At 47.4% G+C, this 14,698-nt stretch carries 12 protein-coding genes; 7 read left to right on the top strand and 5 right to left on the bottom strand.

The features are described from left to right. Positions 1–88: 88 nt before the first annotated feature. A complete protein-coding gene (locus V7Q13_RS05320) occupies positions 89–1,453 on the bottom strand; it encodes a DUF7452 domain-containing protein (RefSeq protein WP_333799640.1) in 1,365 nt (454 codons plus the stop codon). Between the two features lie 100 nt (positions 1,454–1,553). On the opposite strand from V7Q13_RS05320, the gene V7Q13_RS05315 reads away from it, so the two are divergent. Further along, entirely contained in the window at positions 1,554–2,459 is a 906-nt protein-coding gene (locus V7Q13_RS05315; protein WP_333799639.1) for an ABC transporter ATP-binding protein, read from the top strand. 87 nt (positions 2,460–2,546) lie between these two features. After that, positions 2,547–3,440: an ABC transporter permease gene (locus V7Q13_RS05310; protein WP_333799638.1), complete on the top strand. Its 894-nt coding sequence runs from the start codon at positions 2,547–2,549 to the stop codon at positions 3,438–3,440. 94 nt (positions 3,441–3,534) lie between these two features. Here the strand turns inward: V7Q13_RS05310 and V7Q13_RS05305 are convergent, their stop codons facing one another. Both V7Q13_RS05305 and V7Q13_RS05300 read right to left on the bottom strand, forming a co-directional pair. After that, positions 3,535–4,668, bottom strand: coding sequence for a PepSY-associated TM helix domain-containing protein (locus tag V7Q13_RS05305; protein ID WP_333799637.1), 1,134 nt, complete (start codon positions 4,666–4,668; stop codon positions 3,535–3,537). Positions 4,669–4,751: 83 nt separating this feature from the next. Then, complete coding sequence (locus V7Q13_RS05300) at positions 4,752–7,166, bottom strand: TonB-dependent receptor (protein WP_333799636.1); 2,415 nt, start codon at positions 7,164–7,166, stop codon at positions 4,752–4,754. Between the two features lie 220 nt (positions 7,167–7,386). Here V7Q13_RS05300 and hemN point away from each other — a divergent pair, with 220 nt between their 5' ends. Then, entirely contained in the window at positions 7,387–8,760 is a 1,374-nt protein-coding gene (hemN, locus tag V7Q13_RS05295) for an oxygen-independent coproporphyrinogen III oxidase (RefSeq protein ID WP_333799635.1), read from the top strand. A gap of 29 nt (positions 8,761–8,789) precedes the next feature. On the opposite strand, the gene V7Q13_RS05290 is transcribed toward hemN, so the two are convergent. Together V7Q13_RS05290 and hemH are read right to left on the bottom strand one after the other, a co-directional pair. Beyond that, the gene (locus V7Q13_RS05290; RefSeq protein WP_333799634.1) at positions 8,790–9,317 is read right to left on the bottom strand and encodes a CopD family protein; all 528 of its coding nucleotides are present in this window, start codon (positions 9,315–9,317) and stop codon (positions 8,790–8,792) included. A 188-nt stretch (positions 9,318–9,505) separates the two neighbouring features. Beyond that, the gene (hemH, locus tag V7Q13_RS05285) at positions 9,506–10,528 is read right to left on the bottom strand and encodes a ferrochelatase (RefSeq protein WP_333799633.1); all 1,023 of its coding nucleotides are present in this window, start codon (positions 10,526–10,528) and stop codon (positions 9,506–9,508) included. Positions 10,529–10,751: 223 nt separating this feature from the next. Between hemH and hemA the strand changes: the two genes are divergently transcribed. The 4 genes from hemA to hemE are packed head-to-tail and all read left to right on the top strand — an operon-like array spanning position 10,752 to position 14,639. Beyond that, positions 10,752–11,978, top strand: coding sequence for a glutamyl-tRNA reductase (gene hemA / locus V7Q13_RS05280; RefSeq protein ID WP_333799632.1), 1,227 nt, complete (start codon positions 10,752–10,754; stop codon positions 11,976–11,978). Beyond that, the gene (gene hemC, locus V7Q13_RS05275) at positions 11,975–12,880 is read left to right on the top strand and encodes a hydroxymethylbilane synthase (RefSeq protein WP_333799631.1); all 906 of its coding nucleotides are present in this window, start codon (positions 11,975–11,977) and stop codon (positions 12,878–12,880) included. Before hemA ends, hemC begins: the two co-directional genes overlap by 4 nt. Beyond that, on the top strand, positions 12,877–13,596 hold the full coding sequence (locus tag V7Q13_RS05270; protein WP_333799630.1) for a uroporphyrinogen-III synthase: 720 nt from the start codon (positions 12,877–12,879) through the stop codon (positions 13,594–13,596). Before hemC ends, V7Q13_RS05270 begins: the two co-directional genes overlap by 4 nt. Before the next feature lie 17 nt (positions 13,597–13,613). Continuing rightward, the gene (hemE, locus tag V7Q13_RS05265; RefSeq protein ID WP_333799629.1) at positions 13,614–14,639 is read left to right on the top strand and encodes a uroporphyrinogen decarboxylase; all 1,026 of its coding nucleotides are present in this window, start codon (positions 13,614–13,616) and stop codon (positions 14,637–14,639) included. Positions 14,640–14,698 lie beyond the last annotated feature (59 nt).

The raw sequence follows: 14,698 nt of genomic DNA, 5'->3' as shown, positions 1-14,698 counted from the left end.
AGGCCACAGCTCCCGATAGCTATCGGGAGCGGAGCCTGTAATAGCCCGGACCGTAGCTGAGAACTGCACTATGGTTGACAGCCCCTTATTATTGCTTTATCACTAATACATTGAACGTGATATTGGTTGGCATGTTAGAAAGGTCTTCGTTGTAAATGCACCAGCGGCTGTTGCCGGCTTCCCAAAACACACCTACCGCTTTGTTGAGGTAAGTGGCAGTGGGTGAGAAGTTGTGGGTAACAATAACGATATCGGTGGCAGATGGTATGGCATAAGTGAGATAGCTGAAGTTGCCACTGATGTTGCCAACAGCCGTGGTGTGTTTAAATGCAGTTTTGTTGTCTCCTGTTACCTTCAGAAAACCGTTTTTGAGTTCTACTGCTGTGCCGCCACTGCCATGCTCGGCGAGTATGGCTGCTGTGTAGCCAAAGGCATACACCCCATAATCGCCGAAGCCACCCACGCCGGCTGCGTAGGTGCCGCCTGCGCTGGTTCCGCCGGTATAGCCAATTACGCCATATCTATCGGTGCCTGCTCCATAGTTGATACCGGTAACTCCCGCCCACATGGGATTGCCAGATCTGGCAGTGCGGGTAACACCATATACACCGCTGCCTTCCAGTGTATTGCCATTCTCGCCATAAATAGCGCCAATTTCATACACCGGAGCAATATCTGAAGTGCCAGGGCGCTTTACATGCAGCTGTGCGTTTGTATTGGGGGTGGCAGTGGCAATGCCCATCGTGCCATTGCCTTGTATACGTGCCCGCTCCAGATTGCTGGTGCCAAACACCAGCGGAATGTTATTTTTATTACCCAAGGCCAGGGCATTTACTCCGGCATCGTTTGTATACATGGCCGAGAGGTTGCTGACGGGCAGTCCAAAAAGATTGCCGCCAATACTGGTGCCAAAACGGGCAATAACCAACGCAGCAGTTAGATCGTTGCCCATCATAAACCATTGGCGTATACCAATATCGCTGCTGCTTTTCAGCCTTACGGATGTTTCAGACAATATGCCGGCATCTACTTCCAATACACCTATCGGGTTGGTAACGCCTATGCCTACCTGGCCCGTGCCGTTTATGACCATACGTTCGGTAGCAGCAGTTACAAAGTGCAGGTTGTTGGCAGAACCTGTACCAATAATCATTCTGCCATCGCCCGACCAAAGTCTGGTGGCGTTGTTGGCATTGATGCCAGCAATAGTAGAGCCTGAATTGCTACCATAGCGTAAAAGGTCAGATGTGCTGCTGCCTGTGACAAGTTGCAAAGATGAAAAACTGGAATTCTGAATGGATTGTACGGCAACAGTGCTGTTTCCCGTAGTCTGGTACACATGTAGTTTTTCTGAAGGCGCATTTGTGCCAATGCCAACATTTTGAGCCATGCCCATGGCAGGAAAAAAGAGCCAGGAGAGTGCTACCAGGTAGCTTTTGTGTGAATTTGTCATGAGTATAAACTTTGTAGATAGTAATGTTGTAATGTAGAATTATTTAAGCAAAATGTCTATCCCCGATTGAACGATTCTTTGGGGATTTTGGATGTGAATCATGAGTAATACACTAATCTCGGTCAATAACCTGTCGAAGCAGTTTAAAGATGTACATGCCGTCAATGGCTTGTCGTTTACTGTGCAGCAGGGCGATATCTATGGTTTTTTGGGGCAAAACGGAGCGGGCAAAAGCACCAGCATCCGCATGCTGATGGGGCTGATACAACCCAGCGGCGGCGAAATAAACATGTTTGGCTACCGCATGCCGGAGCACAAAAAAGACGTGCTGCGCCAAATTGGGGCTATTATTGAACGCCCCGATTTGTACAAGTATCTGAGTGCTTACGACAATCTGGAAATGATGGCCCGGCTGAGTGGGTTAAAACCCACCCGCCAATTGCTGATGGACCAACTGGACAAAGTAGGACTGGCAGCCCGTGCCCAAAGCAAGGTGAAAACTTTTAGCCAGGGCATGAAGCAACGTCTGGGCATTGCCATTGCCATGGTGCACGACCCGCAGCTGATTATTTTAGATGAACCTACCAACGGCCTCGACCCACAGGGCATTGCCGAAATGCGCCACATGATCATCAACCTGCGCAAAGAGCATCAGAAAACAGTGATTGTGAGCAGCCACCTCCTCAACGAAATTGAACAGGTAGCAACGAGGATGATCATTATTGACAAGGGCCGGAAAGTAATAGAAGGCAGCACCAGCGAACTGTTTGACCCCGCCAATACCTTGGTAGAACTGCAAACCAATGATGCGGATGCGGCGGAAAAAATTGGTCGTAGCACCTGGGCCAGCCGCATGAAACCTGAAGCTGATGGATTGCTCTTTACCCTGCATGCCGATGATGTGCCGGCATTGGCCAAAGACCTGGTAGCCATGGATATTGCCATCGACAACCTGAGCAAACGTCATTCGCTGGAGAGTTTGTTTTTGACGCTGACGGGGAAGTGACAAGTTGCAGGTTGACAAGTTTATATGTTGACGAGTTGACAAGGAAGCGAACGACAAACAAAAAACAACAAACGAAAAACAACGATCGTGGTATTTACGCTGATACAAATAGAGCTCTATAAAATTTTTCGCAAGCCCCGCACCTACATTGGTTTTGTAGCCATCGCAGTTATTGTAGGGTTGATACAACTGGCCCTGAAAGCCGACGGGCAAACCTGGCTCAAGCTCATGTTTAGTGGCATGGACGACATGTTTGCCATACAAGATGGCAATGTGCTCAATGGCTATTTCGTGTGCTTTTTGGTGCTGAATACGCTGCTCATACAAGTGCCGCTATTGGTAGCACTCGTAACCGGCGATATGGTAGCCGGCGAAGCCAACCTCGGCACCTTGCGACTGTTGCTCACCAAGCCCATCAGTCGCTCAGAAGTAATGCTGGCCAAGTTTTCCGCAGGGTTAATCTACACATTCGTGTTGCTGTTCTGGATGGCCATTCTTGCATTGTTTTTAAGCATGGCCATGTTTGGCACCAGCGATTTGCTGGTGAATAAAAGCTATGCCATCATTCAGTTTTATGTAGATGCCGAGGGCGATGATGTGTTCTGGCGATACATTGTTGCATTTGGTTTTGCGTATGCGGCTTTGGCTACAGTGGCAGCCTTGTCATTCATGCTGAGTGTGTTTGCCGAAAACAGCATCGGCCCTATTGTTACCACCATGAGCATCATTTTGGTATGCACCATTATCAGCACCATGGATTTGCCATTGTTTACCAAAGTGAATCCGTTTCTCTTCACCAGTTACATGACTTCATGGAAGGGCATGTTCAACATGGCGGTGGATGAAAACGGCGCAGCTATTCGTGGTTCGGTGTACAGCATCAATGCACTCATGCAGGCCATGGGTGTACTTGTTGGCCATATCGTTTTGTTTTTTGGCGTGGCGCTATATGCCTTTAAAAAGAAAGATATTTTGAGTTGATAGCTTTTGCAATTGGAAAAAGGCCTGACGGTATTTGAATACTGTCAGGCCTTTGTATTTGTAGCAAAAATGAGAATGTGTAACGACTGCTGATTTATGCCCGTTTTTTGCGGGTGCGGTTCCACCACATAATGGTACCAGTAATGGGGAAGCTTACCCCAAACAAACACACAATGACCGAAATGATTTTGCCCGGCCAGCCAAAGATGGCGCCTGTATGTACAGGTTTGAATGTGCTGCGTACCCGCTGGCCAAGGTTGCGGTCTTTGTACAAATTGGTTTTAATCACCTGCCCTTTGTATTGATCGATAAACAACTGATCGCTGGCAGTATTGTGCGGTGCATCGGCAGTGAGTGCTGTAAGTGTAAACACATCGGTTGAATCTTTGGGCAATGCAAGGGTGTAGTAAGCGGCATCTTTCAATTGTGCCATGCCTGTTTGCAAAGCCTGCTCTGCAGCAATACGTGGTTGTTGTGCAGTGCTGTCGCTCTTGGGTGGCTTGGGGCGTTCCATGCTGCTGTTGGTTAAGGTGTAAATGCCTTTGTTGAACCACTCAAACGACCAGGCCAAACCAGTGAAGCCAAACACAAACAAAAAGATAAGGCTGTAAAAACCAAACACAATATGGAAGTCGTGGTTGAGGCGTTTGAAACCGGCCGTCCATTTTACAGACAACCGTTGCTTAATGAGCAACCGCGTTTTAGGCCACCAAAGTATAAGGCCTGTAATGAGAATAACGAGAAAGAGGATGGTACAAACACCCACAATCATTTTGCCAATATCTTCGCCCAGCAGCCAGCGGTGCAGCGCCATCATGGTATAGAAAAACGTGTCGCGGTAATTGTACAGTTCAATCAGCTGTCCGGTGTACGGATTGACAAACGCTGTTTTGCGGGCTTCATTATTGCCGGCTGCAGGTTTAGCACCGCCGCTTTTTTTCTCTTCTTTTTTCTTTTGTACAAAACTGATTTCTACGCTTCGGTCGGCACCGGCATACCATTTTACCTGCTGTACTTTGCTGCCTGCATGCTGTTGTTCAAAGCTGGCAATAATGGCATCAGTGGTCATGGCTTTGCCTTGCACGGGCACATAGTAGCGGTCTTTGTGAAAAGCATGTTGCAGCTCTTCTTCAAACACCAGCACAGCACCGGTGAAGCATACAACCATCACCACCAGGCCGGTGGCAAAACTTAAATACAGGTGAATGCGGCGGAAGAAAACTTTCATGTGGATTGGATAGAAATAGTGGATTGAAATGAATGGCTACGAAGTAATGGTTTTATGACGATTTATTGACTGACGCCCGTTGGTTACAGCCGGTATTGCAATCCAACCGACAGTATTCTTGGTGCAATAGGATTTACACTGTTATCATCGTGCACGTTGTAGCTGAGCACATTGGTGAGGTTGCTCAGCTTGGCCCGCAGGTTCAATTTTTGCCATGTATAGCCAGCATGTATATCAACTTGTGTATAGGGATCAACGGGCATCAACTTATAGCTGTCATTGGCTACATTGGTGCGGGTGCTGCGGCCTGCCACCCGTTCGCCCACATAATACACTACTATTCCTGCATTCAGGCCACGCAGTTTTCCATTGTTGATGGCATAGTAAATGCCCGTATTGGCCGTGTGCTGCGGACTGTAACGCAGCTTACTGCCTTTGATGTAGGTATTGCTGTTGCCATAGCGGGTATCGTTGTAGCTATATGCAGCAGTAATGCTAAAGCCGTGAACCGGCTTGCTAGCCACATCCAGTTCCACCCCTTTGCTGATGACTTCGCCGGCCAGTTCTTTGATGTTGCTGTTGTTGTTGGCATTGCCATTGGCATCTGTCAATGCCGTTTGGGCCAGGTTGCTGTTTTGAATGAGGTATACGGTAATATTTGCCGCCAGCAGCTTGTTGAACAGCTCCGTTTTTACACCCGCTTCATATTGATTGATGTATGAAGGATCGAGGGCTTTCAGGTAAATATCCGTGCCGGTATTGAGTGTAAATGAATTGCTATAGCTGGCAAATACACTCAATTGCTTATTGGGTTGATATACCAGTCCTGCTCTTGGAGAAAACGCAAAGTTTGAACTTAGTGCAGTAGGGGTGCGTTTGTTTTTGGTAAGAGAGTCGATATAGCCACCACCGTTTTCCATATAGCTGTACCGGATGCCAGCTAGCAGTTTAAAATGCTTTGATAGGCTGATGAGGTCTTGTGCATAAACACCAATGCGTTGTGTAGGTGTATGGGTGAGGGTTGTAGCTGTGGTGATGGGAATGTCACTGCGTTGCTTGAATTTGCTGAGGTCGAAAATATTGATGGTATCATAGATATTTCGATTTTGCAAAACCGGGTTGGCATAGGTAAATGCAGTAGCATCTACTTCGTATTTGTCAGCATCGGCGCCAAACAGTAACTGGTGTTCTATTTTTCCCGTTGTGAGTTTGCCGGTTATGTCAAACTGTGTCAGGTAATAATCTTCTTCGTTTTGAGTACGAACCAAACCACGAACCCAGTTACCATTGGCCTGTACAAAATTGCCGGCGTTGGGTCTGGTGGTACCAAATACTTCGTTGCTGTATCCTTGATAGGAGCTGATATTGCGCAATTCCCAGCCTTTTCCTAATTGGTGTGTAGTGGTTAAAGTAAGGGTTTGTTGCTGAATATTACTGTTGCTCCAACTGGCGCCTAAAAACCGGTTACGTGGAATATTGGCAATGCTGTAGTTAATAGCTCCTGTGCCATAATCCAATGTACGTTTATCTGTGAGGTAATCGCCTTCTAACAGTACCGTTGTTTTTTTGCCTGCTTTTATCAGTAGTGATGGATTGATGTAAAAGCGTTCGCTGCTTACATCGTCCCGAAAGCTATTGCCCTTTTCATAAGTAGTATTGATGCGAAACGCAACAGATTGACTATTGTTGATAGCGCCATACAGTTCAAATGAAGGTTTGTAGAAAGCATAACTGCCTGCACGAAAACCTATTTCCCCTCCTTTTTCAAACTGCGGTTTTTTGGTAACCAGATTGAGCACACCGCCTGCAGCTACGTTACCATACAAAATTGCCGCACTGCCTTTCAAAATTTCTACTTTTTCCAATGCACTCATCTCTGGCATGGCCCCATTGTTGTAGCGGGCTCCGTTTTTAAATGTGTTGCTGCTACCGTAGGCATAGCCACGCCCGGCTATTTCTTCTTGAGTGCCGCCAGTAGTGCTCATTACATAAATGCCACTGGCGTTCATAATGGCATCGCTCAGGCGAAGTACCTGCTGACGTTCCAGTACTTCTCTTCCAATGGTTACACTTGCTTGCGGCATATCCATGGGCTTGATGTTTCCTTTGCCAATAGCAGCCACTTTTTCATTGAGGCTGCGGTGGTGGGTAAACACCACTTCCTGTAATTCGCTATTGGTTTCGGCCAGTACAAATTCTACTAATACGGCCGTATTTTCGGTGGCTTCAATAGTTTTTTGCTGTGTATGCAAGCCAGTGTGCGAAACCACTAAGGTGTAATGCCCATTGGGCAATGCTGGTAAAATAAAAGTGCCATCTGGCTGTGTGGTAATGCCTGTTTTTAGTTCTTTAATAAACACATTTACATTGTGTACCGGTTGTCCGTCTTTACTGAGCACTTTGCCTTTGATAGCACCTGGTGTGCCTGATGCTATCAATGAAATGCAACAGAGAAGAAAATTTAAAAAAATCAATAGAAGGGTACGAAACAGTTTCATGTTGATTGCTTGTTGTGATGTTGGTTGGATAAATTCGGGATGCAAAAAAGCAACGCTTTCCTGGCCGCTTTTGTAGCAATCGGGAAAAACGGATTACGGAATCAGAAATGAGCAATCCAACAATTTTCAACTTTCAGTTTTGACAATATTGTGACGAAGTGTGTTGTTCATTATGATGCCAGTCAGTTTCTGTAGCAGCATTCTGTTGTCTTTTTGCAATATGAAGTCTCACGGTTTTGCTGCATTGGTGGCCCGCTACAATCAGCCGGTGCCCCGCTATACCAGTTATCCTACTGTACCGTATTGGTACGAACCTTTTACCGCTGCTGCGTGGATGCAACGCTGCCGCGAAACCTTTGCTGCCAGCAATCACCGTGAAGGCATCAGCCTCTACATTCACTTGCCTTTTTGCGAAAGCTTGTGTACCTACTGCGGTTGCAACAAAAAAATTACCACCAACCACAGCGTTGAAGATGTGTACCTGCAAGCGTTGGAAAAAGAATGGCGACTGTATCAGCAACAATTGGATGATGCACCGGTAATTCGGGAATTGCATTTGGGTGGTGGTACACCTACTTTTTTTTCGCCGGAAAATTTACAACGCCTCATGCAGTTTTTGCTGCAAGGCGCTACCCTGCATACCGATGCAGAACTGAGCATTGAAGGACATCCGAACAATACCACTGCTGAACATCTCGCCATGTTGTATGCACTCGGTTTTCGGCGCATCAGCTATGGGGTGCAAGATCTGGATGAAACCGTGCAGCGCATCATCAACCGCATACAGCCATTGGAAAATGTGGTACGGGCAACCACCGAAGCCAGACGCATTGGTTTTACTTCTGTCAATTTCGATTTGGTGTATGGCCTACCCAAACAACATTTGGCAGGTTTGCAACATACTGTTGAGGAAGTAATTGCGCTGCGACCCGACCGTATTGCATTTTACAGTTATGCACACGTACCATGGACCAGCCGGGGCCAGCGTTTGTATGACGAGCAAGACCTGCCTTCAGCAGATGAAAAAATGGCCTTGTATTTAGCAGGCCGCGACATGCTGACCGCAGCAGGCTATGCCGACATTGGCATGGATCACTACGCCTTGCCCCACGATCCGTTGTACAAGGCCTGGCAAGACGGCAGCTTGCACCGCAATTTCATGGGCTACACCACGCAGCAAACCCGTCTGCTCATTGGCTTGGGCGTTAGTAGCATCAGCGATGCAGGCCACGCTTTTGCACAAAATCACAAACAACTGGGCGATTATTATGCCAGCATTGAAAAAGGCGAACTGCCTATTTTTAAAGGGTATGAATTAAGTGAAGAAGATGTATTGTTCAGGAAATACATTCTTGATGTATGCTGCAGAGGCAAAGTGGAATTTGAGGAAGCTTTCGATGATGTGCTGGAGCAACATTGTAAACCTGCTCTACAAGCATTGCTGGCCGATGATTTAATTGAATGGCAACCCAATGGTATTACGATCACAGCTACGGGCAGAAATTTCATCCGCAACATTGCCCGTTGTTTTGATGTGCACTTGCTGCGCCAGCAGGCCGATGCACCAGCTAAACGGTTTAGTCAGGCGGTGTAGCATTGGTTGCTCACGGCAGACAATGCTGGTCATTTTTTCTGCCGGATGTTTTTGTAAATTTTGATGGCACTCATCAGCAAAACAATCAGTGCCAGCAGACCCACGAGGCCCCATACGAGGCTCATGTTTTCTTTTACCACCACCAGCATTACTACTGATACCAGCAGCAACGTGGGTACTTCATTCCAAATGCGCATTTGCTGCCCCGTATAAGGAAACAAACCTTTAGCATGCTTGCTCACAATGGCTTGCAGCGAACCATGATACGCATACAGCAATACCACGAGTATCAGCTTTATGACGAGCCATGAAGGAGTAGCGGGATACAGGTACCACATCCAGCCACCAAAAATGAGGGTGAGGATGGCGGATGGCCAGGTAATGCCATACCACAGTCGCTTGGTCATGAGCAGCAGCTGCGCCGTAAGAATGTTTTTTTCAGGCTCATTTTTTTGCTGTGCTTCTGCCAGATACACCAACAGCCTCGGCAGGTAAAACAACCCCGCAAACCAGGTGACGACGAAAATGATATGGATGGCTTTGACGTAGAAGTACATGGGGTGTTGATGTTGGTTGGTAAGTTGAAATGTTTACAAGTTTACGAGTTCACGGGTTCACAAGTTCCAATGTTTGTAGACTAAAAATGTAAACACAAACTAAGCCTCATTAGGTGGCTTTTGGACTGAAAACAAAACCACAAGTAGATAACCGCAAACCCAAAACGAAAAACCACAAACAGAAAATACTACACTGCTTCTTCAACCATGTCTACAATGGCTTCCACCCATTTCGGATGCACATTCAAACAAGGAATCATGGTGAAGCTTTCGCCACCGGCATGTATAAATTCTTCTTTGCCTTCTTCGGCTATTTCTTCCAGTGTTTCCAAACAGTCACTCACGAAAGCCGGGCATGCTACCAACAATTTTTTGATGCCTTCTTTGGGCATTTCTTCCAAACGCTTGGCGGTGTAGGGTTTCAGCCATTCATCTTGCCCCAAACGGCTTTGAAAACTGAAGCTGTACTTGTCTTTTGGAATACCCAGCATGCCCGCCACTAAATGCGTGGTGGTAACACACTGGTGGCGGTAGCATTGTGCATGTGCCGGCGAATCTACTTCACAACAATTGTCCACTTTGAGGCAATGACAACCTGTGGTGTCACCCTTGCGGATATGTCGTTCAGGCACGCCATGATAGCTGAACAAAATATGATCGTATTCCGCATTTAAATAAGGTTGAATGCTGCTGGCCAAGGCATCGAGATACGACTCATGCTTGTAATACGGTGGCAGTATGGTGAGTTTGAACTTATAGTTTTCTTTGGCATGAATTTCTTTGGCATATTCCACCGCTGTTTCATAGCTGCTCATGGCATAATGCGGATACAGCGGCACTACAATCACTTCTTCCAATTCGGGCACTTTGGCCAGCAATTCATCGTAAGCTTTTTTCGGATGCGGATTGCCATAGCGCATCGCAATGGTTACCGGAGCTGTTACTGCGTGTTGCAATGCTGCTTGCAATTGTTGTGTGAGTACAATGAGTGGCGAGCCTTCTTCCCACCAAATGCTTTTGTAAGCCTTGGCCGATTTGGGTGCACGGAAAGGAGAAATAATGCCTCTCACCAATAAGAACCGCAAGAGTTTGGGAATATCAATCACCCGTTCGTCCATCAAAAATTCGTTGAGGTAACGGCGTACATCTTTTACGGCAGTTGAGTCGGGCGAACCGAGGTTCATCAGTACAATTCCTTTCTTATGCATCATGACAGATTTTGACATTGTTTGATCCAACCAACAGGTCACCACGTATTTTGTTGGGGCTGCAAAACAACAGCAAAATGTACGGTTCCCTGCTGTTGTTTGGTTTACACATTGAAAATGACAATGATGTGACACAGTAATATGACAATGAAGTGACAGAACCAACGCACGGCCGTACCACGTGCCAAATACCTTTGCAACGTCCATGAAGCTGAATGAAGAACATATGCGGGATCGATTCTGCGTGGCGGCCATTGGGTATCGCCAGGCAGATACGGAGGTGAGAGGAATGTTTGCGGTAGATGCGGACATGAACCGCCAGATACTTGCTGTGGCAAAAACGGCGGGCTTCAAAAGTGTGTTTATTGTAAGCACCTGCAACCGCACCGAAATTTATGGTTATGCCAACCATCCGCATGAGTTGGCCGCTTTGCTCACCCGCTTTACCAAGGGCACAGTGGGAGAGTTTATACACCACGGTTTTTTTAAGCAAGGCAAAGACGCCATGCACCACCTGTTTCGGGTGGCGGCGGGTCTCGATTCTCAAATTATTGGCGATTACGAAATACAAGGCCAGCTCAAGCAGGCCATAGCTATGGCAAGAGCCGCCGATTTGATTGGGCCCATTATGGACCGCACTTTGAACTTCGTTTTTCAGGCGTCCAAAAAAATACGGGCCACCACATTGTTAAGCAGTGGTACGGTGTCCGTAAGCTTTGCAGCCATCGAATGGTTGCAGCAAAAAGTAAACCCATGGCCCATGAAAGCCCTGGTAATTGGTACAGGAAAATTCGGTACCAATGTGTGCAAAAACCTGCTCCATTATTTGCCACAATTGCAATTGCACATTTGCAACCGCACCAACGAAAAATCGGAAGAACTGGCCGCACAACTGCAAGCTGGTTATTTGCCTTACGATGAGCTGGCTGCGTCGCTCAATTCATTTGATGTGATCATTACCAGTACGGCAGCACCTGAGCCCATTGTATTGCCGCAGCATTTTGTGCCAGGCAAACAACGGTTTATTGTAGACCTGAGTGTGCCTGCCAATGTACACAAAGACGTGGCCAACATTGATGGTATAGAAATGGCGAACGTGGACGAAATTTCTGCCATACTAGAGCAAACCATTGCCCGCCGCCACATGGAAGTGCCCAAGGCCGAAGCCATCATTGCCGAATTTGAACAGGAGTTTTATGAATGGCTGCATACCTACAAGCATACACCGGCTATTAAGCTGGTGAAACAACACCTGGCTGGTTGGGCCAAGCAAAACAGCTGCGAATTTGCCGCTACTGCTACCAACGGTAGTCCCGAAGTGGATGCATTGGTAAAACAAACCGTAAACAACCTGATGGTAAATTTGAAACACAAATCGGAAAAGGGCTGTCATGTGATAGCTGCTTACGAACAGTTTCTCAATCATCCGGCCCTCAGCGTAGAAGCATCATGATAAAAATAGGAACCCGCGAAAGCAAGCTTGCCTTGTGGCAGGCCGAGCAGGTGCAGGCTGCGTTGTTGCAACAAGGCCATGCATCAGAATTGGTATTGGTAAAAAGCGAAGGCGACATTGACCTTGTAACACCCTTGTATGAAATGGGTGTGCAAGGTGTGTTTACCCGTACGCTGGATGCGGCGCTACTCAACAAACGCATTGACATCGCTGTGCACAGTATGAAAGATGTGCCCACACAATTGCCGCAGGGCATTGTGCAGGCTGCAGTGCTGCCCCGTGGTTTCACGGAAGATGTATTGGTGTACAAAGAATCTCCCTCCTTTTTTACAGATGCACAGCAACCCATGACCATTGGCACCAGTAGCATACGCCGCAAAGCCCAATGGTTGTATAAGTATCGCCATACATCTTTTCACAACATGCGGGGCAATATGCAAACACGCCTCGACAAGCTAGCGGAAAGTGATTGGAGCGGCGCCATTTTTGCCCGTGCCGGATTGGATCGCATTGGCTTGTTGCCTCAGCATCATTTGGTACTCGACTGGATGCTGCCAGCTCCTGCACAAGGTGCTGTAATGGTAGTTTGCCGCGAAGAGGATGCGCATACAATGGATGCCTGTGCTCTCATCAACGATGAGTTTACCGCGGTGTGTACCAAAATTGAAAGAGATTTTTTACGGGGGCTGATGGGCGGTTGTGCCACTCCCATTAGTGCTTTTGCGCAGCATAACTACAGCCACGTGAGTTTTACCGGCAATGTGTGCATGCCCGATGGCAGCGACCTACTGGAAGTAAGCTGCACGTTTGGTTTGGATGAACTGGAAGATGCCGGACACATTGCTGCAGAAAAACTGCTGGCCAATGGCGGCGGTGCTTTCATTGAAAAATTCAACAAATGAGCCAGCTATTTTCTTTACTCTGTACCCGCCCACTCGATGCTGCCAGTATTGCAGCATTGCAGCAGGCCGGTGTAGGGGTAGATGTGGTGGAATTCATACGCACAACTGCGGTACAAGACGCAACACTCACTCAACAGGTACTGGAGTTGGCTACGCAGCAACCGCTCATCATTTTTACCAGCATGAATGCGGTAGAAGCAGTGGCCGCCATGTTGCAAGGTCGTCAGCCTGAATGGCAGATTGCCTGCATCGGACAAACTACGCTGCAGTTGGCGCAGGAGCATTTCACCAAGAGTAATGTAGTAGCAACTGCCAGTTATGGATTGGATTTAGCGAAGGCCGTTGTGTCCTTGCATCCCAAGGATGGAGCGGTGTTTTTCTGTGGCAATATCCGCCGGCCGGAGCTGCCCGATTATTTGCAGGTGCATGAAGTGCCCTTGCAAGAGCTGGTGGTGTACCACACACATGAAATACCCGTTGCAGTAAACCAACCCTATGATGCGGTGTTGTTTTTCAGCCCGAGTGCTGTACGCAGTTTTTTTTCGGTGAACTCGGTGCCGCACACAACAGCGTTGTTTGCCATTGGCAGCACCACTGCGAATGCGTTACAAGATGCTGGATACAGCAACATTGTGGTTGCTAATGTTGCTGGTAAGGAAGCGATGATTGAAACATTTCTCAACTGGTATGCGGCTTCGCAAAAACCGGTTGAATAAAGCGATAAAACAAAAGCATGTTACAAAACGATTTGTTGTTGCGGGCATTGAAAGGAGAAAAACTCAAACGCCCACCTGTGTGGATGATGCGTCAGGCGGGCCGTTATTTGCCCGAGTACCTCGCTTTGAAAGCGAAGTATGATTTCTTTACCCGTGTACAAACGCCGGAGTTGGCAGCTGAAATCACGTTACAGCCCATTGATATTGTAGGTACAGATGCCGCCATTATTTTCTCCGATATTTTGGTGATACCTCAGGCCATGGGTGTAGAAGTATTGATGGAAGAAGGCAAGGGTCCTTCATTGCCCAACACCATCAAATCACAAGCAGATATTGATGCACTCATTACCGAAAATGTAGAAGAAAGTTTAGGCTATGTGATGCAGGCGCTGACACTCACCAAGCAACAACTCAATGGTCGTGTGCCGCTCATAGGTTTTGCCGGTGCACCATTTACCATTTTGTGCTACATGGTAGAAGGAAAGGGCAGCAAAACATGGGAGAAAGCCAAGAAGTTTTGCTTTACGCAACCACAGCTGGCCCATGCATTGCTGCAAAAAATCACAGACATTACCACCGCTTATCTGAAAGCACAAGTGGCAGCAGGCGCCGATGTGGTACAAGTATTTGATAGCTGGAGCGGTTCGCTCAGCAAGCAAGATTTTGAAGCCTTTGCACAACCTTATCTGGTGCAGATTGCACAGGCTTTACAGCCGCATGCGCCTGTTATTTTGTTCCCCAAGGGCAGCTGGTATGCATTGCCTGCATTGGCGGCCAGTGGTGCGTCGGGCATCGGTATCGATTGGTGTATCGATGCAGCTACTGCACGGTCACTCACCAACAACAGCATTACATTACAAGGCAATTTTGATCCGGCCTATTTGCTGGCACCCATACCGCAAATCAAACAGCGGGTGAAGCAAATGATTGATGCTTTTGGCACACAGCATTACATTGCCAACCTCGGTCACGGTATTACGCCCGATGTGCCGGTGGATCATGCCAAGGCATTTGTGGATGCAGTGAAGGAATACGAAGAATAAGTTAATTGGTTAATTAGGGAATAGGTAAAAAGGAAAGGTTGAATTACCCATTCCCCCTT

Origin of the sequence: Phnomibacter sp. (genome assembly GCF_036803085.1) — a bacterium.
Taxonomy (GTDB): Bacteria; Bacteroidota; Bacteroidia; order Chitinophagales; family Chitinophagaceae; genus Phnomibacter.
The sequence above is the reverse complement of the archived record's forward strand: the minus strand, read 5'-3'. Positions and strand labels throughout refer to the sequence as shown.